The organism is Enterobacter cloacae complex sp. EB5 (genome assembly GCF_031432835.1).
Lineage (GTDB): Bacteria > Pseudomonadota > Gammaproteobacteria > Enterobacterales > Enterobacteriaceae > Enterobacter > Enterobacter hormaechei_C.
In genome coordinates this window covers 4,071,768-4,093,706 of the sequence record NZ_CP133860.1, presented here as the reverse complement: position 1 = coordinate 4,093,706, position 21,939 = coordinate 4,071,768, and the positions used below count along the sequence as shown (strand labels likewise).

General features: G+C 57.1%; 22 protein-coding genes. 10 read left to right on the top strand and 12 right to left on the bottom strand.

Annotation, left to right across the window (positions count from 1 at the left end):
• The first annotated feature begins 5 nt into the window (after positions 1-5).
• Positions 6-1,739, top strand: coding sequence for a potassium/proton antiporter (locus RHN82_RS19740; RefSeq protein WP_017693270.1), 1,734 nt, complete (start codon positions 6-8; stop codon positions 1,737-1,739).
• A gap of 96 nt (positions 1,740-1,835) precedes the next feature.
• On the opposite strand, the gene dadX is transcribed toward RHN82_RS19740, so the two are convergent.
• Together dadX and RHN82_RS19730 are read right to left on the bottom strand one after the other, a co-directional pair.
• Positions 1,836-2,906, bottom strand: a complete 1,071-nt coding sequence (dadX, locus tag RHN82_RS19735; RefSeq protein ID WP_047051747.1) for a catabolic alanine racemase DadX — start codon at positions 2,904-2,906, stop codon at positions 1,836-1,838.
• Positions 2,907-2,915: 9 nt separating this feature from the next.
• Complete coding sequence (locus RHN82_RS19730; protein ID WP_015570317.1) at positions 2,916-4,214, bottom strand: D-amino acid dehydrogenase; 1,299 nt, start codon at positions 4,212-4,214, stop codon at positions 2,916-2,918.
• A 321-nt stretch (positions 4,215-4,535) separates the two neighbouring features.
• Between RHN82_RS19730 and RHN82_RS19725 the strand changes: the two genes are divergently transcribed.
• Complete coding sequence (locus RHN82_RS19725) at positions 4,536-6,068, top strand: SpoVR family protein (protein WP_047051748.1); 1,533 nt, start codon at positions 4,536-4,538, stop codon at positions 6,066-6,068.
• A gap of 109 nt (positions 6,069-6,177) precedes the next feature.
• Here RHN82_RS19725 and fadR read toward each other — a convergent pair whose 3' ends face one another.
• Positions 6,178-6,897: a fatty acid metabolism transcriptional regulator FadR gene (gene fadR / locus RHN82_RS19720; RefSeq protein WP_015570315.1), complete on the bottom strand. Its 720-nt coding sequence runs from the start codon at positions 6,895-6,897 to the stop codon at positions 6,178-6,180.
• A 201-nt stretch (positions 6,898-7,098) separates the two neighbouring features.
• Between fadR and nhaB the strand changes: the two genes are divergently transcribed.
• Entirely contained in the window at positions 7,099-8,637 is a 1,539-nt protein-coding gene (gene nhaB, locus RHN82_RS19715; protein WP_047051749.1) for a Na(+)/H(+) antiporter NhaB, read from the top strand.
• A gap of 46 nt (positions 8,638-8,683) precedes the next feature.
• Positions 8,684-9,214, top strand: a complete 531-nt coding sequence (dsbB, locus tag RHN82_RS19710; protein WP_032622423.1) for a disulfide bond formation protein DsbB — start codon at positions 8,684-8,686, stop codon at positions 9,212-9,214.
• A gap of 99 nt (positions 9,215-9,313) precedes the next feature.
• On the opposite strand, the gene RHN82_RS19705 is transcribed toward dsbB, so the two are convergent.
• The 3 genes from RHN82_RS19705 to RHN82_RS19695 all read right to left on the bottom strand — a co-directional run bounded on the left by RHN82_RS19705 (position 9,314) and on the right by RHN82_RS19695 (position 10,831).
• Entirely contained in the window at positions 9,314-9,754 is a 441-nt protein-coding gene (locus RHN82_RS19705; protein ID WP_015570314.1) for a YcgN family cysteine cluster protein, read from the bottom strand.
• Between the two features lie 94 nt (positions 9,755-9,848).
• The gene (locus RHN82_RS19700; RefSeq protein ID WP_015570313.1) at positions 9,849-10,508 is read right to left on the bottom strand and encodes a fumarylacetoacetate hydrolase family protein; all 660 of its coding nucleotides are present in this window, start codon (positions 10,506-10,508) and stop codon (positions 9,849-9,851) included.
• A gap of 47 nt (positions 10,509-10,555) precedes the next feature.
• Positions 10,556-10,831 carry a YcgL domain-containing protein gene (locus tag RHN82_RS19695; protein WP_006810982.1) on the bottom strand — a complete coding sequence of 92 codons (276 nt, stop codon included), beginning with the start codon at positions 10,829-10,831 and terminating at the stop codon, positions 10,556-10,558.
• A gap of 123 nt (positions 10,832-10,954) precedes the next feature.
• Here RHN82_RS19695 and minC point away from each other — a divergent pair, with 123 nt between their 5' ends.
• The 3 genes from minC to minE are packed head-to-tail and all read left to right on the top strand — an operon-like array spanning position 10,955 to position 12,767.
• Positions 10,955-11,662: a septum site-determining protein MinC gene (gene minC / locus RHN82_RS19690; protein ID WP_047051750.1), complete on the top strand. Its 708-nt coding sequence runs from the start codon at positions 10,955-10,957 to the stop codon at positions 11,660-11,662.
• Positions 11,663-11,684: 22 nt separating this feature from the next.
• Entirely contained in the window at positions 11,685-12,497 is an 813-nt protein-coding gene (gene minD, locus RHN82_RS19685) for a septum site-determining protein MinD (protein ID WP_003859938.1), read from the top strand.
• A 3-nt stretch (positions 12,498-12,500) separates the two neighbouring features.
• Complete coding sequence (gene minE, locus RHN82_RS19680; RefSeq protein ID WP_003859937.1) at positions 12,501-12,767, top strand: cell division topological specificity factor MinE; 267 nt, start codon at positions 12,501-12,503, stop codon at positions 12,765-12,767.
• 86 nt (positions 12,768-12,853) lie between these two features.
• Here the strand turns inward: minE and rnd are convergent, their stop codons facing one another.
• The 5 genes from rnd to RHN82_RS19655 form a co-directional block, all read right to left on the bottom strand.
• Positions 12,854-13,969: a ribonuclease D gene (gene rnd / locus RHN82_RS19675; protein WP_123059263.1), complete on the bottom strand. Its 1,116-nt coding sequence runs from the start codon at positions 13,967-13,969 to the stop codon at positions 12,854-12,856.
• An 83-nt stretch (positions 13,970-14,052) separates the two neighbouring features.
• Positions 14,053-15,738: a long-chain-fatty-acid--CoA ligase FadD gene (gene fadD, locus RHN82_RS19670; protein ID WP_003859933.1), complete on the bottom strand. Its 1,686-nt coding sequence runs from the start codon at positions 15,736-15,738 to the stop codon at positions 14,053-14,055.
• A 203-nt stretch (positions 15,739-15,941) separates the two neighbouring features.
• Positions 15,942-16,523: a Slp family lipoprotein gene (locus RHN82_RS19665; protein ID WP_047051751.1), complete on the bottom strand. Its 582-nt coding sequence runs from the start codon at positions 16,521-16,523 to the stop codon at positions 15,942-15,944.
• A 37-nt stretch (positions 16,524-16,560) separates the two neighbouring features.
• Positions 16,561-17,256 carry a tRNA (adenosine(37)-N6)-threonylcarbamoyltransferase complex dimerization subunit type 1 TsaB gene (gene tsaB, locus RHN82_RS19660; protein WP_047051752.1) on the bottom strand — a complete coding sequence of 232 codons (696 nt, stop codon included), beginning with the start codon at positions 17,254-17,256 and terminating at the stop codon, positions 16,561-16,563.
• 66 nt (positions 17,257-17,322) lie between these two features.
• Complete coding sequence (locus RHN82_RS19655) at positions 17,323-19,233, bottom strand: ATP-dependent DNA helicase (protein ID WP_023303884.1); 1,911 nt, start codon at positions 19,231-19,233, stop codon at positions 17,323-17,325.
• A gap of 133 nt (positions 19,234-19,366) precedes the next feature.
• Here RHN82_RS19655 and RHN82_RS19650 point away from each other — a divergent pair, with 133 nt between their 5' ends.
• Entirely contained in the window at positions 19,367-19,711 is a 345-nt protein-coding gene (locus tag RHN82_RS19650; RefSeq protein ID WP_003859927.1) for a RidA family protein, read from the top strand.
• A gap of 5 nt (positions 19,712-19,716) precedes the next feature.
• Here the strand turns inward: RHN82_RS19650 and RHN82_RS19645 are convergent, their stop codons facing one another.
• Positions 19,717-19,899 (bottom strand): YoaH family protein, encoded by a 183-nt coding sequence (locus tag RHN82_RS19645; RefSeq protein WP_003859925.1) that lies wholly within the window; start codon positions 19,897-19,899, stop codon positions 19,717-19,719.
• Between the two features lie 61 nt (positions 19,900-19,960).
• Here RHN82_RS19645 and pabB point away from each other — a divergent pair, with 61 nt between their 5' ends.
• Together pabB and RHN82_RS19635 are read left to right on the top strand one after the other, a co-directional pair.
• On the top strand, positions 19,961-21,295 hold the full coding sequence (pabB, locus tag RHN82_RS19640; RefSeq protein ID WP_047051753.1) for an aminodeoxychorismate synthase component 1: 1,335 nt from the start codon (positions 19,961-19,963) through the stop codon (positions 21,293-21,295).
• Positions 21,292-21,870 (top strand): CoA pyrophosphatase, encoded by a 579-nt coding sequence (locus RHN82_RS19635; protein ID WP_003859921.1) that lies wholly within the window; start codon positions 21,292-21,294, stop codon positions 21,868-21,870. The genes pabB and RHN82_RS19635 overlap by 4 nt, the downstream gene beginning before the upstream one ends.
• The last annotated feature ends 69 nt before the right edge of the window (positions 21,871-21,939 follow it).

Genomic DNA, 21,939 nt, shown 5'->3' with positions numbered 1-21,939 from the left:
CAACATTGGGTGCCACAGCGATAATCAGTCTTTTCATTCTGGGTTCCATCCTGGTAACCTTCAGCATTTTATTAAGTTCATTTTCATCGCGTCTTGGCATACCTATTCTTGTCATTTTCCTGGCTATCGGCATGCTTGCCGGGATCGACGGTATCGGCGGTATCCCCTTCGATAATTACCCTTTCGCCTATATGGTGAGTAACCTCGCGCTGGCGGTGATTCTGCTGGACGGCGGCATGCGCACCCAGGCAAGTTCGTTTCGCGTTGCCTTAGGTCCGGCGCTATCTCTGGCGACCGTCGGCGTGCTGATCACTTCCGGCCTGACCGGTATGATGGCGGCCTGGCTGTTTAACCTCGATATAATGGAAGGCCTGCTGATTGGCGCGATTGTCGGCTCTACCGATGCGGCGGCGGTTTTCTCCCTGCTCGGCGGCAAGGGGCTGAACGAACGCGTTGGCTCCACGCTGGAGATTGAATCCGGCAGCAACGATCCGATGGCGGTGTTCCTGACCATCACCCTGATTGAGATGATCCAGCAGCACGAAACCGGCCTGAGCTGGATGTTCGCCTGGCACATCCTTCAGCAGTTTGGCCTCGGGATTATCATTGGTCTCGGCGGCGGTTACCTGTTACAGCAGACGATCAACCGTATTACGCTGCCTTCCGGCCTTTACCCGCTGCTGGCCCTGAGCGGCGGGATCCTGATCTTTGCCGTCACCACCGCGCTGGACGGCAGCGGTATTCTGGCGGTTTACCTTTGCGGTTTCCTGTTGGGCAACCGACCGATTCGCAACCGTCACGCCATTTTGCAGAACTTCGACGGTCTGGCCTGGCTGGCGCAGATCGCCATGTTCCTGGTGCTGGGCCTGCTGGTGACGCCGTCGGACCTGCTGCCTATCGCCGTACCGGCGCTGCTTTTGTCGGCCTGGATGATCTTCTTCGCCCGTCCGCTGTCGGTGTTTGCCGGGCTGCTGCCGTTCCGCGGGTTTAACCTGCGTGAGCGGATATTTATCAGTTGGGTGGGGCTGCGCGGCGCGGTGCCAATTATTCTGGCCGTGTTCCCGATGATGGCCGGGCTGGACAACGCCCGTCTGTTCTTCAACGTCGCCTTCTTCGTGGTGCTGGTGTCGCTGCTGTTCCAGGGGACGTCGCTGGGCTGGGCGGCGAAAAAAGCCAAAGTGGTGGTACCGCCCATTGGCTGGCCGGTCTCCCGCGTGGGGCTGGATATTCACCCTGAGAATCCCTGGGAACAGTTTGTCTACCAGCTAAGCGCCGATAAGTGGTGCGTGGGCGCGTCCCTGCGCGATCTGCATATGCCCGCTGAAACGCGCATTGCCGCCCTGTTCCGGGATAACGCCCTGCTGCACCCAACCGGCAGCACGCGGCTGCGTGAGAACGATATTCTCTGCGTAATTGGCCGCGAGCGCGACCTGCCTGCCCTCGGCAAGCTGTTCAGCCAGTCGCCCCCGGTGGCGCTGGATCAGCGTTTCTTCGGCGATTTTATCCTCGAAGCCAGCGCCCGCTTTGCGGATGTGGCGCTGATTTATGGCCTGGAAGGTGGACTGGAGAATCGCGATAACCAGCAAACCCTGGGTGAAATTATTCAGCAATTATTAGGGGCTGCGCCGGTCGTCGGTGACCAGGTGGAGTTTGCCGGGATGATCTGGACGGTAGCGGAGAAAGAAGATAACGCGGTGCGTAAAGTCGGCGTCAGGCCGATGGAGGAGGAGGCGGAGTAGCTGCTTTTTTGCCGGGTGGCGGCTTCGCCTTACCCGGCCTACAAAACCCCGAACGTAGGCCGGGTAAGCGTTAGCGCCACCCGGCACACACACAAGTTACACCGTCACAACAGGCACTCTTGGCGCCAGCGCGCACATCAGTTCATACCCGACGGTGCCCGCCGCAGCGGCCACATCATCAATTTTAACCTCGTTGCCCCACAGCTCAACCGGTGACCCGATACCCGCCTGGGGACACGGCGTTAAATCAATGGCCAGCATGTCCATGGAGACGGTGCCTACCGTGCCGGTGCGCACGCCATCGACCCACACCGGCGTGCCGCTCGGGGCGATGCGCGGATAACCATCTGCATAGCCCCCTGCCACGATACCGATGCGCTGCTCGCCCGCTGCCCGATAGCGGCTGCCATAGCCCACCGTATCGCCCGCTTTTAACGTCTGCACGCCGATAATCTCGCTTCGTAACGTCATCACCGGCTTCAGGCCGCTGTTGGCGATATCCTGCCACTGACCTGAGGGTGACGCGCCGTACAGAACGATCCCCGGACGTACCCAGTTGTAGTGCGCTTCAGGATGCCAGAGCGTTGCCGCTGAGTTCGACAGCGAGCGCGGACAGTCCAGACCTTCTGCCGCCTGCTCAATGCGGACCATGGCATCGGCAATGCCGTCCGGCTTTTCCGCATCGGCGAAGTGCGCCATCAGCGTCATCTCACCGACATTTTTCAGCGCACGAAGCTGCTGCCAGACCGTGTGCACCCGTTCAGGCTGGAAGCCCAGACGGTTCATCCCGCTGTTCACTTTGAGATAGATATCCAGCGGGGCATGCAGCTTCGCGTCCTGGATGGCCTTGATCTGCCAGTTACTGTGAACGCTGGTCGTCAGGCGGTACTTATCCAGCAGAGGCAGATCCTGCGCATGAAAGAATCCTTCCAGCAGCAGGATCGGTCCTTTCCAGCCGTGCTCGCGCAGCAGGATGGCCTCTTCCAGATTCAGCAAGGCAAAACCATCGGTGGCGCCGAGCGCACTCCAGATACGGTCGATACCATGGCCGTAGGCGTTGGCTTTCACCACCGACCAGACACGAGAACCCGGCGCAGCACGGCGAACAATTTGCAGGTTATCCTTCAGCGCCTGCAAATCCAGCTGGGCCAGAATAGGACGGGACATTGCGACTCCTTAATTATGCGCGCCGTGCAGGTGTTGTGGACGCGATGGGGTAAACCCTGATTGATAGCGTGCGGCGCTCAAATCGTCAAACGGAATTGCCGGCGTCCGCCCGGAGATCAGGTCGCTCAGCAGCTGGCCCGAACCGCAGGCCATGGTCCAGCCAAGCGTGCCGTGGCCGGTGTTGGTCCACAGATTTTTGTATGGCGTACGGCCCACAATCGGCGTGCCGTCCGGGGTCATTGGGCGCAGGCCGGTCCAGAACGTTGCCTGCTCAATGAAGCCGCCGCGCGGGAAGAGATCGCCCACGACCATCTCCAGCGTTTCACGACGCGGTTTGAGCAGCTCGGTATTGAAGCCCACGATTTCCGCCATGCCGCCGACGCGGATCCGGTTATCGAAGCGGGTGATGGCGATTTTGTAGGTTTCATCAAGAATGGTCGAGACCGGCGCGCCGCTGTCCTCTTTCACAGGAATGGTCAGGGAGTAGCCTTTCAGCGGATAGACCGGGATATCCAGGATCCCTTTCAGCATCGCGGTTGAGTAGGAGCCAAACGCCATCACGTAGGCATCGGCTTTGATTACCTCTTCCCCACACTTCACGCCGTAAATCTTCTCCCCTTCCGACAGCAGTTTGTCGACAGAAGTATTGAAGCGGAATTTCACCCCGGCCTGTTCACACATGCGCGCCAGACGCTGGGTGAAAAGCTGGCAGTCGCCGGTTTCATCGTTCGGTAAACGCAGACCGCCCGTCAGCTTATGCGCGACCTCGGCAAGCGCTGGCTCCACCTGCGCCAGCTGGCTGGCTTCCAGCAGCTGATACGGTACGCCCGCATCTTCAAGCACGGCGATATCGCGGGTCGCGTTTTCGTACTGTTGCGCGGTACGGAACAGCTGAAGCGTACCGCCCTGACGCCCTTCATATTCAATGCCCGTCGAGGCACGCAGCGCTTTCAGGCAGTCGCGGCTGTATTCCGCCAGCCGCACCATGCGCCCTTTGTTTTCCATATAGTGGCGGGTGTCGCAGTTGCGCAGCATCTGCCACATCCACTTAAGCTGGAACTGCGTGCCGTCGAGGCTTATCGCCAGCGGCGCATGTCGCTGAAACATCCATTTAATCGCCTTCAGGGGAACGCCCGGGGCCGCCCACGGCGCAGCGTAGCCCGGGGAGATTTGCCCCGCATTCGCCGCACTGGTTTCCAGCGCCGGACCGGATTCGCGATCGATAACGGTAACCTCATGTCCCGCCTGACTTAAATACCAGGCGCTGGTTACGCCAACGACACCACTTCCCAGTATGACAACACGCATAGCCACTCCATTATGAGCAAAAGAACAATCATCTAATTACAGATTGATAACCTAGTTGAAAATATTATTCAACATATGACTTTTTTATGGTGACTCAACTCACATATCCCGCTGTATAAGGGGATGGCGCTTATTTGGGATCTCCTGCTGCGCGTTATTTTTAACCAGTAGAAAATTCTGTGAGCACCGCTTTTTTTGCCGTATCGAAAACGCGAAATCGCAAAGAAAAAATTTCTGCGCCCCGCGTATTTGAATGGGGTGATCTATGCTTGAAAGGAGGCTCTCCAGTCAGAGAGAGCGACCAACAACGAGGGCGCGCTAATGGCTACACTAGATTCCATGTCCAGGGACAGCACCCGTCTGAGCGATGGACCCGACTGGACCTTCGAGTTGCTGGATGTCTACCTGGCGGAGATCGACCGGGTGGCCAAACTCTATCGTCTGGATACCTACCCCCATCAGATTGAAGTCATCACCTCGGAACAGATGATGGACGCTTACTCCAGCGTCGGGATGCCGATTAACTATCCGCACTGGTCGTTTGGTAAAAAATTCATTGAGACAGAGCGGCTGTATAAGCACGGGCAGCAGGGACTGGCGTATGAAATCGTCATTAACTCTAACCCGTGTATTGCCTATCTGATGGAGGAGAACACCATTACCATGCAGGCGCTGGTGATGGCGCACGCCTGCTATGGACATAACTCGTTCTTCAAAAATAACTACCTGTTCCGCAGCTGGACGGACGCCAGCTCCATCGTCGATTACCTGATCTTCGCCCGCAAATACATTACCGACTGCGAAGAGCGCTACGGCGTGGACGAGGTGGAGAAGCTGCTGGACTCCTGCCACGCGCTGATGAACTACGGCGTTGACCGCTATAAGCGTCCGCAGAAGATCTCATTGCAGGAAGAAAAAGCCCGGCAGAAGAGCCGCGAGGAGTATCTGCAAAGCCAGGTGAATATGCTGTGGCGCACCCTGCCAAAACGTGAAGAGGAGAAAACCGTCGCCGAGGCGCGTCGCTACCCTTCCGAGCCGCAGGAAAACCTGCTCTACTTTATGGAGAAAAACGCCCCGCTGCTGGAGCCGTGGCAGCGTGAGATCCTGCGCATCGTACGCAAGGTGAGCCAGTATTTCTATCCGCAGAAGCAGACCCAGGTGATGAACGAAGGCTGGGCGACCTTCTGGCACTACACCATTCTTAACCACCTGTACGACGAAGGAAAAGTCACCGAGCGGTTTATGATGGAGTTTCTGCACAGCCACACCAACGTGGTGTTCCAGCCGGCATATAACAGCCCGTGGTACAGCGGCATTAACCCGTACGCGCTCGGCTTTGCCATGTTTCAGGATATCAAGCGTATTTGCCAGTCGCCCACCGACGAGGACAAATACTGGTTCCCGGATATTGCCGGTTCCGACTGGCTGGAAACGCTGCACTTCGCGATGCGTGATTTTAAGGATGAGAGCTTTATCAGCCAGTTCATGTCGCCGAAGATCATGCGTGATTTCCGCTTCTTTACCGTACTGGATGATGACCGCAACAACTACCTGGAGATTTCCGCGATCCATAACGAAGAGGGCTATCGCGAGATCCGCTCGCGCCTGTCGTCCCAGTACAACCTGAGTAATCTTGAACCGAACATTCAGGTCTGGAACGTGGATCTGCGCGGCGATCGCTCCCTGACGTTGCGCTATATTCCGCACAACCGCGCGCCGCTGGATAAGGGGCGTAAGGAAGTGCTGAAGCATGTGCATCGTCTGTGGGGATTTGACGTGTTGCTGGAGCAGCAGAACGAAGATGGCAGCGTGGAGCTGCTGGAGCGGTGTCCGGCGCGGATGAATACGCTGTAGTTTGTTGCCGGGTGGCGGCTACGCCTTACCCGGCCTACGGGTTTTGTAGGCCCGGTAAGCGAAGCGCCACCGGGCGAAAAAAAACCTCTCAATCGAGAGGTTTTTTATTTCAGCGACTCTGAATCGCTAAATCACCCGGCAGCGTTTTCTGCATCCGGTGCCAGATTTCACCGGAGTCGTGGCCGTAACGACGCACCGTTTCATAGACCTGATCGTGCAGCCCTTCGGTGCAGAGTTTGCTCAGTTTATGGTAGAAGCCAAGCGCCAGGCTGCGGGCTTCAGGGTTAGCAAAGTAGTGACGACCAATGCGCGTATATAACCCTTTCATTCCATTCAGGATGAGACCGTAAACCGGATTGCCGGAAGCAAATGCTAGGCCGCGGAACACATTGTAATCCAGGGTCGCAAAGGCATCCGCGTGGTCTTCCACCTCATTAGCGGTGGCAAGCACCTTCAGCGCATCTTCAGGGTGCTGGCGAAACGCGGTGCGGATGAAAATGGTGGCGATGTTGGTGCGCACGGAAAGCAGATTATCAATCAGCTGCGGTACGCTTTCGTGGTCGAGGCGCGCCAGCGTTTCCAGAATATTCAGCCCGGACGTTTCCCAGAAGTTATTCACTTTAGTGGGTTTGCCATGCTGTATCGTCAACCAGCCATCGCGCGCCAGACGCTGGAGCACTTCTCGCAGCGTGGTACGGGTGACGCCAATCAGTTCAGAGAGTTCGCGTTCAGCAGGTAGAATTGATCCCGCAGGGAAACGATTATTCCAGATGCTTTCAATGATGTACTCTTCCGCGAAACCCGCCGGGCTCTGCGCCTTAATGACCATAGTGAGATTTCCATTACACAGCTTTAGCAAATTGCACTCATCATACCAGAGGCGTGCAGAGGCAGATAGCGCAGCAGAGACAGAAAAGAGGGATCGCCGTTTCATTTTTATGAAATTTACAAATGGCTTAATCCCCCGCTCTGCCGCCATTTTTGCGTATACTGATGTCTTGTCTTATTTGACGGGGAAAGGACGTCTGTCGTGGAAATTTCATTTGGGCGCGCGCTGTGGCGCAACTTTTTAGGTCAGTCACCTGACTGGTACAAACTCACTTTACTGGTATTCCTGGTCGTTAATCCCGTTATCTTTTTGCTGGATCCCTTCGTTGCCGGGTGGATGTTGGTCGCCGAGTTTATCTTTACCCTGGCGATGGCGCTGAAGTGCTATCCGCTGTTGCCCGGCGGGCTGCTGGCGCTGGAAGCCGTGGTCATTGGCATGACCAGCGCGGAGCATGTTAAAAACGAGATTGCCTCGAATCTTGAAGTCCTGCTGCTGCTGATCTTCATGGTGGCGGGGATCTACTTTATGAAGCAGCTTCTGCTGTTTATCTTCACCCGTTTGCTGCTGAGCATTCCGTCGAAAACGCTGCTCTCGCTGGCGTTTTGCCTCGCCGCGGCCTTCCTCTCTGCCTTCCTGGATGCGCTGACGGTAGTTGCGGTGGTGATCAGCGTCGCCGTCGGCTTTTACGGGATTTACCACCGGGTGGCCTCGTCACGTCCTGGCGATAACTTGCAGGACGACAGCCACGTTGAGGCGCACAACCGCGATGTGCTCGAGCAGTTCCGCGCGTTTCTGCGCAGCCTGATGATGCATGCGGGCGTGGGGACGGCGCTGGGCGGCGTGATGACCATGGTCGGGGAGCCGCAAAACCTGATTATCGCCAAAGCGGCTGAGTGGCATTTTGGCGAATTTTTCCTGCGCATGGCGCCGGTCAGCGTGCCCGTGCTGGTCTGCGGGTTAGCCACCTGTGTGCTGGTCGAAAAATTCAACCTCTTTGGCTATGGCGCGAAGCTGCCCGATCAGGTCCGCCAGGAGCTGCATAAGTTTGACGAGCAGAGCCGCAAACAGCGCACGCGCCAGGAGACGCTGCGCCTGATTGCACAGGGTTTCATCGGCGTGTGGCTTATCGCTGCGCTGGCCTTCCACCTTGCCGAGGTGGGGCTGATTGGCCTGTCGGTAATTATCCTTGCAACCAGCCTGAGCGGCGTTACGGACGAACATGCTATCGGAAAAGCCTTTACCGAAGCGCTGCCGTTTACCGCCCTGCTGGCGGTGTTTTTCGCCGTCGTGGCGGTGATTATTGACCAACATCTGTTCGCGCCGATCATCGCGTTTGTGCTTCAGGCCACGCCAGATTCGCAGCTAACGCTGTTCTATTTGTTTAACGGTCTGTTGTCCTCTATATCCGATAACGTCTTTGTCGGGACGGTATACATCAATGAGGCCAAAGCCGCGATGGAGCAAGGCATTGTCAGCAGTGAACAGTTCGAGCTGCTGGCGGTGGCGATCAACACCGGAACCAACCTCCCCTCCGTGGCAACCCCGAACGGTCAGGCGGCATTCCTCTTCCTGCTGACCTCAGCGCTGGCGCCACTCATACGACTTTCTTATGGAAGAATGGTCTGGATGGCGCTGCCGTATACGCTGGTGCTTACCCTGGTTGGTTTGTTGTGCATCAAAATTACTCTCGTTCCCTGTACGCAATGGTTGTTGCAAGCAGGTATACTTGCGGCGCATTAAAATTCGTTTACACTGCGCTGTCTAAGCATGTTCCAGGGAAATGATTATGTTGCGATTTTTGAACCAGTGCTCACGCGGTCGCGGAGCGTGGTTGTTGATGGCCCTGACCGCCTTTGCGCTGGAAATGGTTGCGCTGTGGTTTCAGCATGTGATGGGGCTGAAACCTTGCGTACTGTGTATTTATGAGCGTTGTGCGCTGTTCGGCATTATGGGCGCGGGTCTGGTAGGTGCGATTGCACCCAAAACACCGTTACGCTATGCGGCCATTGCCATCTGGCTGTACAGCGCCGGGAAAGGCATTGCGCTTGCCTGGGAGCACACCCAGATGCAGCTTCACCCGTCGCCGTTTATGACCTGCGATTTTGCCGCCCGCTTCCCGAGCTGGCTGCCGCTGGATAAATGGCTGCCGCAGGTATTTGTGGCTTCCGGTGACTGCTCTGTACGCCAGTGGGAATTTCTGACGCTGGAGATGCCTCAGTGGCTGGTGGGCATTTTTGTCGCCTACTTTGTGGTGGCGCTGCTGGTGCTGATTGCCCAGCCGTTCAAACCAAAGAAACGCGATCTTTTTGGAAGGTAAAAGCAAAACGGCAACGTCAGTTTTGCAGGTCGGGTAAGCGCAGCGCCACCCGACACAATTGTGAATAATAAAAAACCCGCCTCGGCGGGTTTTTTATTGTCACCGATTAGGGTGATTCATAATGTGGTCTTCCCAGTCGCGCACCTCGGACTCTTTCACCGCAATGTGGCGCACGGAAATACGTTCGCCGTGCATTGCCGCTTTCGACCCCGTCAACAGCGGATGCCATGTCGGCAGATCTTTTCCTTCCGCCAGCAGGCGATACGCGCAGGTATGCGGCAGCCACTCAAAGGTCGGCAGATTTTCACGGGTTAACTTGATGCAGTCCGGCTCATATTCGAACCGGCGCTCATAGTTGCGGCACTGGCAGGTTTTGATGTTTAACTGCTTGCAGGCAACGTTGGTGAAATAGATCTCGTCCGAATCTTCATCCATCAGCTTATGCAGGCAGCACTGCCCGCAGCCGTCACACAACGATTCCCACTCCGCGTCGGTCATGTCGTCGAGAGTTTTGCTTTGCCAGAAAGGAATGTCGTTCATCGGGGATGTCCACACGTCAAAATAGAGCGCACCTTATAACGAGTCTGGCACGTTGATGCAAGTTTTGCCGCCCTTTTCAGGCGGCAAGGTGCTTTTACAGTACGCGGGTTTTCAGCGACAGGCCGTTAAAACTGACGTCCAGCTCGTCGCCACTGTGCAGCGGCCCCACACCTTCCGGGGTGCCGGTGAGGATGACGTCGCCGGGTTTCAGGGTGAAGAAACGGCTCATGTAAGCAATCAGCGGAACGATCTTATGGATCATGTCAGCGGTCGTTCCCTGCTGGCGGATCTCGCCGTTGACCTTCAGGCTGAGGGGCGTGTTCTGCGGATCGTCGGTAAATTCACTCACCGGAACGAAACCGGAAATCGGGCATGAATTATCAAAACCCTTGGCTTTTTCCCACGGCTGCCCCGCTTTCTTCATTTTGCCCTGGACGTCGCGCAGCGTGAGGTCGAGCGCGACACCGTAACCCGCAATCGCTTTCTCTACATGCTCTTCGGTTGCCTGGCGCAGCGTCGCGCCGATCAGCACCGCCAGCTCCACTTCATGGTGCACCGAGCCTAGTCCCTGCGGCAGAACCAGCGGCTGGCGAATATCGCACAGTGCGGTTTCTGGCTTAATAAACAGAACCGGCTCTTCCGGCACGGCGCTGCCCATCTCCTGAATATGTTTTGCATAGTTGCTGCCCACGCAGACCACTTTGCTGACGGGATAATCCAGTAATGCACCTTGCCAGTTATGATGTTGATACATGGTCGACCCCTAATCGGTTGATGAGTTGTTCCCGGAAGGACCCGGGCTTATTTCTTTCCGCTCACCTCAAGATGCTGTTTTAATAAATTCTCCGGTGGCGGCGGAAGCTGTAAATAATAGCCCTGCTCGGTTAACGCCTTTTTGACTTTCTCCAGATCGGCGTTCACCAGCTTCTTACGGCCGTCCAGCGGCAGCAGCATCGCCAGCTGCGGTCGGCCAAAGCTTTTCATTAATTCTTCAGGCACGCGGGAAAAATCGTCTTTCTTTTCGACATAAAGGTAGGTCTGGTCGCGGCTGGTACTTCTGTAGATCACACAAAACATGTTTTTACTCTGAATTAACGGGTGGTTGCTTGCCTCAATATACTCCTGACTATAACATGCCTGATACTCTTCGGAATATCGCGGCGATGTGTTGCGGTTAATAGCAAATTGAGTAAGGCCAGGATGTCAAATACGCCCATCGAGCTTAAAGGCAGTAGCTTCACCTTATCAGTGGTTCATTTGCATGATGCAAAACCCGAGGTTATTCGTCAGGCGTTAGAAGACAAAATCGCGCAGGCTCCCGCTTTCCTTAAGCATGCTCCTGTTGTCGTCAATGTAAGCGACCTTGAGGGGCCGGTTAACTGGAAGCGGCTCCAGCAGGCCGTCGCCTCCACGGGGTTGCGCATCGTGGGCATTAGCGGCTGCAAAGACGCAGAGTTAAAAGCCGAAATTGAACGCGCGGGTTTGCCCTTGTTAAACGAGGGCAAAGAAAAAGCTCCGCGTGCAACGCCTGCAACCGTTCCCACTCCCCCGCCTCCGGCGCAAAATGTAGCCCCAGTCACAAAAACGCGATTGATTGATCTGCCGGTTCGTTCCGGTCAGCGCATTTATGCGCCAAACTGTGATCTGATTGTTACAAGCCACGTCAGTGCGGGCGCTGAACTGATTGCAGACGGCAATATTCACGTTTACGGTATGATGCGTGGGCGTGCGCTAGCGGGCGCCAGCGGCGATCGAGAAGCACAAATTTTTTGTACTCACCTGACGGCAGAACTGGTGTCTATCGCAGGTGAATATTGGCTGAGCGATAAAATCCCAGCCGAATTTTATGGCAAAGCGGCCCGTCTGCAACTGGCAGATAACGCTTTGACCGTTCAACCGTTAAATTGATCCCTTTTAACAAGGAATTTCTATGGCACGCATTATTGTTGTGACTTCGGGTAAAGGAGGCGTTGGCAAGACCACCTCCAGCGCGGCCATCGCTACTGGTTTGGCCCAGAAGGGAAAGAAAACCGTCGTAATCGACTTCGATATCGGTCTGCGTAACCTGGACCTGATCATGGGTTGCGAGCGTCGCGTGGTGTATGACTTCGTGAACGTCATTCAGGGCGATGCCACCCTTAACCAGGCGCTGATTAAAGATAAGCGTACCGAGAACCTCTACATTCTTCCGGCGTCCCAGACCCGTGATAAAGACGCCCTGACCCGCGAAGGCGTGGAAAAGGTGCTCGACGATCTGAAAAAGATGGAGTTCGACTTCGTGGTCTGCGACTCCCCGGCCGGTATCGAAACCGGCGCGCTGATGGCGCTCTACTTCGCGGATGAAGCCATCATCACCACCAACCCGGAAGTCTCGTCAGTACGTGACTCCGACCGTATTCTCGGCATTCTGGCCTCGAAATCCCGTCGCGCGGAAAATGGCCAGGAGCCAATTAAAGAGCACCTGCTGCTGACCCGCTACAACCCGGGCCGGGTGAACAAAGGTGACATGCTGAGCATGGAAGACGTGCTGGAGATCCTGCGCATCAAACTGGTTGGCGTGATCCCGGAAGATCAGTCCGTGTTGCGCGCCTCTAACCAGGGCGAGCCCGTGATCCTGGATACACAGGCAGACGCGGGTAAAGCGTATGCGGATACCGTTGACCGTCTGCTGGGAGAAGAACGTCCTTTCCGCTTCATTGAAGAAGAGAAGAAAGGTTTCCTCAAACGCCTGTTCGGAGGATAAGTTATGGCATTACTGGACTTTTTTCTCTCGCGGAAAAAAAGCACCGCCAACATCGCAAAAGAACGTCTGCAAATCATTGTGGCGGAACGTCGTCGTAGCGACGCCGAACCGCACTACCTGCCGCAGCTGCGCAAAGACATTCTGGAAGTGATCTGCAAATACGTGCAGATTGACCCGGAGATGGTCACCGTTCAGCTGGAGCAAAAAGACGGGGATATTTCGATTCTGGAGCTTAACGTGACGCTTCCGGAAGCGGAAGAGTCGCGTTAATCCGTTTGTGGTTTTGTAGGCCGGGTAAGCATCGCGCCGCCCGGCAATTCCCCCGGTGGCGCTGCGCTTACCGGGGCTACAATTCTTTAGCGCGGATACCCTTCCAGCAGGGTATTCAGGCGTTCGGCCATCAGTTCCCCCCGCCATCCGGCGACCAGCTCCGGTAAACTATTTTGCGGTTTCAACTTCCAGTGCCAGTTCAGCAGCTGGTTAATCTGACGACGTGAAGCCAGCAGTTCGGCACTCAGTTTGCTTTCCCCCGCCACCGTCTGCACCAGCGCTTTGATATCTTTGAACGCCTTGCGGTAGCCCGGCATATCCATCAGGTTAAGCAGTGGTTCTGGCAGTGCGTCCTCCGGCAGCTGCTGCGCTTTCTCTACCAGCGCGAGCAGCGTTTTACCGTGGAAACGGATCTCACTCCCGGAAAGGCCAATGCTGTCCAGTTCGCCAAGGCTACCCGGCATATAGCGCGCCACCGCCCACAGGTGTTCTTCACGCACCACGAAGTTAACCGCCAGATCGCGCTCACGCGCTTTACGCAGACGCCAGTCAGCCAGCAGTTGCAGACAGGCCAGCTGGCGGGTGCGCAGCTGCCAGGCGTTGGTGATGTCACGCCAGGCCTCTTTCGGATCAACCACTTCCTGGCGACGCTGCTGCGTCATGCGGCACTCGTCCAGTGCGGCAGACAGCCAACCGGACGCCTCAGCCTCTTTCATGAGCTGGCCGGCAATTGGAAGAAGGTAAAAGACGTCTGCCGCGGCGTATTCAAGCTGACGCGCCGTTAGCGGACGCGCGAGCCAGTCGGTACGTGATTCGCTCTTATCCAGCGTCAAACCGGTGTACTCTTCCACCATCGCCGCAAAACCCCAGGAGAGCGGACGACCGCTGAACGCCGCGAGGATCTGGGTATCAATCAGCGGCTGCGGCATGATGCCAAAGGTGTTGAGAAAGACTTCCAGATCTTCACTGCCCGCGTGCAGATATTTGGTCACGGCGGTATCCAGCAACAGCTCGCGCATTGGCGCCCAGTCGGTAATGCCGAGGGGGTCAATCAACGACACGTGTTTGCCGTCATACATCTGAATCAGACCCAGCTGCGGATAGTACGTTCGGGTGCGGACAAATTCCGTATCCAGGGCGATAGCGGGAAATTCACGCGTCACCTCGCACAGCGAAGCCAGCTCGTCGTTGGTAGTGATCATCTGGTAATTCAAATCGGACTCTCTTTTGTTTGCGCCCATAAAAAACGCCGGCTTAACCGGCGTCTGGGCGATTAACGTGAAGCTCAGGCCTTATTGTCCACTTTGGCACGGGCTTCGTCACGTAATTCTCGTCGTAATATCTTCCCGACGTTGGATTTCGGCAGCTCATCCCGAAATTCCACCAGCTTCGGCACTTTATAGCCCGTCAGCTGACGGCGACAAAACGTTATCAGCGCATCCTCGGTAAGAGAAGGATCTTTCTTGACCACAAATATCTTCACCGCTTCACCGCTGCTGCCGGAAGGAACGCCCACCGCCGCCACTTCCAGCACGCCGCTGTGCTGCATCACCACGTCTTCGATTTCGTTCGGATAGACGTTGAAACCTGACACCAGGATCATGTCTTTCTTGCGATCGACAATGCGCAGGAAGCCTTCGTCATCCATCACCGCGATGTCGCCCGTATGCAGCCAGCCGTCTTTGATGATCTCATCCGTGGCATCCGGACGTTGCCAGTAGCCCAGCATCACCTGCGGCCCTCTGACGCACAGCTCTCCTGGCTCGCCGTGAGGCACTTCGTTATCCTCATCATCCACCAGTTTTGCTTCCGTCGACGGGACCGGCAGACCAATGCTGCCGCTGTGGTAGTCGATATCATGTGGGTTAACGCTGACCAGCGGGGCGCACTCCGTCAGACCATAGCCTTCCAGCAGATACTGCCCGGTGAGTTTCACCCAGCGCTCGGCCACCGCCTGCTGAACCGGCATCCCGCCGCCCGCAGAGAGGTGCAGCGTGGAGAAATCGAGCTGCTGGAACTCTTTATTGTTAAGCAGCGCGTTAAACAGGGTGTTCACGCCGGTCATGGCGGTGAACGGGTATTTCGCCAGCTCTTTGACCAGCCCCGGAATGTCGCGCGGGTTGGTGATCAGTACGTTTTGACCGCCAAGCTCAATAAACAGCAGGCAGTTCATGGTCAGCGCAAAAATGTGATACAGCGGAAGCGCGGTGATCACCAGCTCCTTGCCCGGATGCAGCAGCGGCCCGTAGGTGGCATTAACCTGCTCAAGGTTCGCCAGCATATTTCGGTGGGTCAGCATCGCCCCTTTCGCCACGCCGGTGGTGCCGCCCGTGTATTGCAGGAAGGCCAGATCCTCAGACACGATCTCCGGCTTCACATACTGCATCCGGTAGCCCGCATGCAGGGCGCGGCGGAAGGAGATGGCATCCGGCAGGTGGTATTTCGGCACCAGCCGCTTAACGTATTTAACGACAAAGTTGACCAGCGTACCTTTCGCGGTAGAGAGCTGGTCGCCCATGCGCGTCAGGATGACGTGCTTAACCTGGGTTTTTTCAACCACTTTTTCCAGCGTGTGGGCAAAGTTGGAGACAATCACAATCGCTGCCGCACCGCTGTCATTCAACTGATGTTCCAGCTCGCGCGGGGTATAGAGCGGGTTAACGTTAACCACGATCATCCCTGCCCTGAGGATCCCGAACAGCGCCACCGGGTATTGCAGCAGGTTTGGCATCATCAGCGCGACGCGATCCCCTTTCTGCAAGCCCAACCCTTCCTGTAAATAGGCCGCAAACGCCCGGCTGCGCTCTTCCAGCTTACGGAAGGTCATCACTTCGCCCATGTTCACAAATGCGGGCTGGTCAGCGTAGCGCCGTACCGAGTGTTCAAATAATTCAATCAGGGATTGATAACGGTCAGGATTGATCTCCGCAGGGACATCCGCGGGATAACGGTTAAGCCAAACCTTTTTCAATGCATCACCTCTGAAATGAGTGTTCGTCGTCATCACAGCCCCGATAATAAACAGTTTGTTAACATTATATTAACTCAGCGTACCAGTTTATTAATTGTTCAGATTGCAGGTTGCGAAGCGCGTCACTCTTTTTTTTCGTTTTATCCGTAAAAAAACAGAGACAGCGGCTGAGCCGCTGTCTCTTTCCTAACAATAACAGTAAGTTACTCAGTTACGATTGTTTGAACCTGTGCAGGACCTGGATTGTACCAACCCCAGCCACCGTAGCCGTAACGATACGGATGCGGACCCCACATCCACGGATCGATTGGCTGTGGCGGCATCACCACCTGCTGGGCGATACGCCAGCGTTTGTAGCCGTTCACCTGCATGGTCATAAATTTGTATGGCGTATTGCCGATTTTCCCCGCCACCGAACCGGTAATCGGCCCGACGACGGTCACCAGCTGCCCGCGGAAATCTACCGGATCGAGGAAGCCGCTGACGTCAGCGTAGATCCGCCCGCGCGAGGCTTCACCCAGAACAGGCCGCGCGCCGTCGTCCAGTGGAACGGTGGCAATCTCCAGTCGGGTTTTACCCTGCTGGTTTATCACTTCAACCACCTTGCCGCCAAACCGCGCTTCCTGCCCGACATACAGCTCCGGGGCATTCATCACGCGTACCAGATCCTGCTGTGGCGTCGGGCTGGTGCCCTTGATCGCATCAGGAACGGTGACGCACCCGCTCAGTGCTATGGCAACCGCGCCTGCCATAAAAAAGCGTACAACTTTAGTCTGAACCGCCATGATGCGACTCCTTTTTCTCAGTTCCTGTTACTGAGATTCACTCGCGGCCAGGAAGTTTCTTCCACGCGACGGTGTTTCGTAAATAAACCGGTTCAGCATGTTCAACCGCCACGGTTTTTCCTGCGGCAAGCAGTTGACAGGCAATCGGCAGCATATCTTCGGCGGCAGGCAGGAGCATGTTACCGTCCACCAGCGTAAGGCCGGTGTCCTTCGCCATCTCCGGCCATGCCGGCCAGCCGGTTCCGACCGTCGCCCACTCACCGGAGAGCTGTTTCAGGCGCCCGGTGACGGCGTCAGGTTTAAGCACCGCTTCCGTCTCTTCGCCGTGCCAGACGCCGTTTTCGTCACGGGTGTACTCCGCCCAGTAGACTTCCCCCATGCGGGCATCAATCGCAGCCAGCACGCGGGTGGCGCCGGTCATGCGCCAGGCGCCCTGGGCCATGGTCGCAAGCGTTGAGACGCCGATCATCGGCAGGTCAGCGCCCAGCGCCAGCCCCTGCGCAATGCCAATCCCGATACGTACGCCCGTAAAGCTGCCCGGGCCACGGCCGTAGGCCAGCGCGTCGAGGTCAGTCAGGGCGGTGTTGCCCTCGGTTAAAATGGTTTTTACCAGGGGCAGAATACGTTGGGTGTGTTCCCGTGGGCACTCTTCGAAATGAGCAAAAGTCGTACCGTCGTTCCACAGGGCAACGGAACAGGCCTCTGTCGCGGTATCAATAGCCAGAATTCGCATCAGTCGTCGCGCTCTCGCAATGGTCAGTCACAAAATGGCGCGCATCTTAACACACTCCGGGAAGAATTACTCCGCCGTCGGGTTCGCCAGGAAGCGGACCGCGCGTTTAATATCCCGCGTGCGCGGCGCGGGCGGCAGGCTGGCGAGGAAGGTGGCGCCGTAGGGACGCATCACCAGGCGGTTGTCGCAGATCACCAGCACCCCGCGGTCGGTGACGTCGCGGATCAGTCGCCCTACTCCCTGTTTAAGCGTGATGACCGCGTCCGGCAGCTGGACGTCGTCGAACGGATCGCCCCCGCGCAGACGGCAATCCTCCATGCGCGCTTTCAGGAGCGGGTCGTCCGGCGATGTGAACGGCAGCTTATCGATAATCACCAGCGAGAGCGTATCGCCGCGCACGTCCACCCCTTCCCAGAAGCTGCTGGTCGCCACCAGCAGGGCATTACCCGCGCTGACAAACTGCTGGAGCAGCTGGCCTTTGCTGGTTTCCCCCTGCAACAGCACCGGTAGCGTCATGGTGGCACGGAACTGCTCGGCCAGATCGCGCATCATGGCATGTGAAGTGCAGAGCATAAAGCAGCGCCCGTTGTTGGCCTCGATCATCGGCTTCAGCATGGCCGCCAGATGACGCGCCGCACCCGGCTGGTTAGGCAGCGGCAGATTGCGCGGCACGCACAGCAGCGCCTGTTTCTCATAGTCGAACGGGCTCGGCAGAAGCAGGGATTCCGCCTGCTCAATGCCGAGGCGCTCGGTAAAGTGGTGCAGATCGTCATTGACCGACAGCGTGGCCGAGGTAAAGACCCAGGTGCCGGGCTTTTGCGCCATCACCTCTTTGAATTTATCAGCAACGGTCAGCGGCGTGAGCGCCAGGGTGAAGTGGCGCGAGGTACATTCGTACCAGTAGCTATAGCCCGGCTGGTTGATCTCTTTCAGCCGCTTCAGCCGCCCACGGTAGAGCGTGGCGCGCTCGAAGGCGGCGTCCAGCAGCGCTGAACGTCCGAGGGACAGCTTCGCTACGTCGTAACAGAGTTCAAGGGCATCGTCGAGCAGCAGCAGCGCGCGCTGGATATTTTTGTCTGCGAGCAGTTCGCGCAGGTTGCCGCGATACCCCGGCTCGCCAAGCTGTAAGCGGAAATCCTGTGCGCATTGCGCCAGGCGGTCCGCGCATTTCTGCAACTGCTGGGTATCTTTGAGTTCGGTGCGATAGGCAATGGTAATATCTTTCGCCAGATCCTGAAGCTGACGGCTGGAGAGCGACTGACCAAAATACTGGCTGGCGATGTCCGGTAGCTGATGGGCTTCATCGAAGATCATCACCTCCGCCTCCGGGATCAGCTCGCCGAAACCACTGTCCTTGACCACCATATCCGCAAGAAACAGGTGATGGTTTACCACCACCACGTCGGCGTCCATCGCGGTTTTACGCGCTTTCACCACAAAACAGTCTTTATACAGCGGGCAGTCGCTGCCGAGGCAGTTGTCATTGGTGCTGGTCACCAGCGGCCAGGCCGGGGAGTCTTCCGGCACGCTCGCGCAGGTGCTGATGTCTCCCTCCTCCGTCTGGTTGGCCCAGGCGCGCAGGACGATCACATCGCTCAGGGTTTGTACCGGCAGGTCGCCGCCCGCCAGCGCCTGCTGTTCAAGACGCTCCAGACACAGGTAGTTAGAACGCCCTTTCAGCAAGGCCAGACGCCCTTTGTATTTCAGCGCTTTCGCCACCGTGGGTAAGTCGCGGCTGTAGAGCTGATCCTGGAGCGCTTTTGATCCCGTAGAGATGATCACCTTCTTTTTTGCCCGCAGCGCAGGAGCGAGGTAAGCGTAGGTTTTCCCCGTACCGGTACCGGCCTCCACGACCAGCGGCTGCGCCTTGTCGATAGCGTGCGCAACGGCATGCGCCATCTGACGTTGGGGTTCGCGCGGTTTAAATCCGGGAATAGCCTGTGCTAACTGACCTTCTGGGGAAAAATCGTCTGCCACGGTGTTCTCTCACTGTATTTTTGCACAGGGATTATGTCAGCCCCTTCTCTCCGGTGCCACCCCAAATAGTGACGACGGCGGAACATTATGGCAGTCTTGCCGCCTGACGACGAAAGATAACGAGGATACGTTTATGACAATTACGCGCATTGATGCCGAAGCCCGCTGGTCTGATGTGGTGATCCACAACCAGACGCTGTACTACACCGGCGTCCCTGCCAATCTGGACGCTGACGCCTTCGAGCAGACCGCGAACACCCTGGCGCAGATCGACGCCGTTCTGGAAAAACAGGGCAGCGATAAATCCCGCATTCTGGATGCGACAATTTTTCTGGCGAATAAAGACGACTTCGCGGCGATGAATAAAGCCTGGGATGCGTGGGTGGTGGCGGGTCACGCGCCTGTACGCTGCACCGTACAGGCCACGCTGATGAAACCGGAATATAAGGTTGAGATCAAGATTATCGCGGCAGTGTAAGCCGGTTATTCTTCATCTTCATCCTCAAAGCGCGCCACGATCCGCTCGCCGGTATGGGTGGCGCGAAGTTCTTCCGCGACCTGGGAAATTGCCTGTCCGCTGCTCATCCCCTGGGACATCAGCTCCTGAATACGTTCAACGGCTTTCTGCTGTTGGTCATGGCTGAGAGAAGGTAAACCTGCAAACATCGTTAACTCCTGCTAAATTATTCGCGCTAATTATTTCACGCTGCCCGGTAGTATGCCATACATGAACATGCGCTTCCCCACTGTTATGACCTTGCCCTGGCGTGCAGACGCCGCCGAGTTCTGGTTTGCCCGTCTGAGCCACCTTCCTTTTGCCATGCTGCTGCACTCCGGCCATGCGGATCACCCCTACAGCCGATTTGATATTCTGGTGGCCGACCCGGTTAAATCGCTGACGACCGATGCGCTGTCGCCAACGGACGATCCGCTGATGCGGCTTCAGAACGAGATCCAGGCTCTGGGCTTATCTGCCACACCGGATCCGGATCTGCCTTTCCAGGGGGGCGCGCTGGGCCTGTTTGGTTACGATCTGGGTCGCCGTTTCGAAACGCTGCCCGAGCATGCGCAGGCGGATATTTCCCTGCCGGATATGGCGGTGGGGCTGTATGACTGGGCGCTGATCGTGGATCACCGTAAGCAGACGGTTTCCCTGCTGAGCCACCGGGACGTGCAGGCGCGTCTGGCCTGGCTTGAGGCGCAACGGCCCGCCGCCCCGGAACACTTTATGCTGACCTCCGGCTGGCGCTCGAACATGAGCGCGGAGGAATACGCGGAAAAATTCTCCCGCGTGCAGGCGTATCTTCAAAGCGGCGACTGTTATCAGGTCAACCTTGCCCAGCGTTTCCAGGCTGCATACGAGGGAGACGAATGGCAGGCGTTTACCCGCCTCAATGCCAGCAATAAGGCCCCGTTCAGCGCATTTTTACGCCTTGAACACGGCGCCATCCTCAGCCTTTCGCCTGAGCGTTTTATTCACCTGGCTGACGGTATGATTCAGACCCGCCCGATAAAGGGCACCCTGCCGCGCCTTGCCGATGCCGACGCCGACCGCCAGCAGGCGGAGACGCTGGCGGCCTCGCCGAAAGATCGCGCTGAAAACCTGATGATTGTCGATCTGATGCGCAATGATATTGGCCGCGTCGCCGAGCCGGGCAGCGTGCGCGTGCCGGAGCTGTTCGTCGTGGAGCCATTCCCGGCGGTGCATCATCTGGTCAGCACCATCACCGCACGTCTGCCGGCCTCGCGAACCGCCTGCGATTTGCTCCGCGCCGCGTTTCCGGGCGGCTCCATTACCGGCGCGCCGAAGGTCCGGGCGATGGAGATCATCGATGAACTGGAACCGCATCGCCGCAACGCCTGGTGCGGCAGCATCGGCTATGTGAGTCTGTGCGGCACCATGGACACCAGCATAACTATTCGCACCCTGACGGCCTGCGACGGTAACCTGTACTGTTCCGCAGGCGGTGGCATTGTGGCCGACAGCCAGGCGGAGGCGGAATATCAGGAAACCTTTGATAAAGTGAATCGTATCCTGAAACAACTGGAGAACTCACGGTGAAGAAAGACAACCTGACGCTGGATGATTTTCTGTCGCGCTTTCAGCTTCTGCGGCCCCAGGTTAGCCGCGCCACGCTGAATCAACGTCAGGCGGCGGTGCTGATCCCGGTCGTGCGTCGTGAGCAGCCGGGTCTGTTGCTTACCCAGCGCTCACCGCATATGCGAAAACACGCCGGTCAGGTTGCGTTCCCGGGCGGCGCGGTGGACAGCACCGATGCATCCCTGATTGCCGCCGCGCTGCGCGAAGCGCATGAGGAAGTGGCGATCCCCCCGGAGACGGTCGAGGTGATCGGCGTGCTGCCGCCAGTGGACAGCGTAACCGGTTTTCAGGTCACGCCGGTCGTTGGCATTATTCCGCCCGATCTTCAGTATCACGCCAGCGTCGATGAAGTTTCAGCGGTATTCGAAATGCCGCTGGAAGAGGCCCTCCGTCTGGGCCGCTATCACCCACTGGATATTCACCGCCGCGGACACGATCATCGGGTCTGGCTGTCGTGGTATCAGCATTATTTTGTCTGGGGCATGACGGCAGGCATCATTCGTGAGCTGGCCCTGCAAATCGGCCTGAAGCCTTGACTATACTTTACATTCCACCCTTTTCTGGCAGGTTTGCGATCGGCGTCGCGCTATTAGCAAAACCATCGT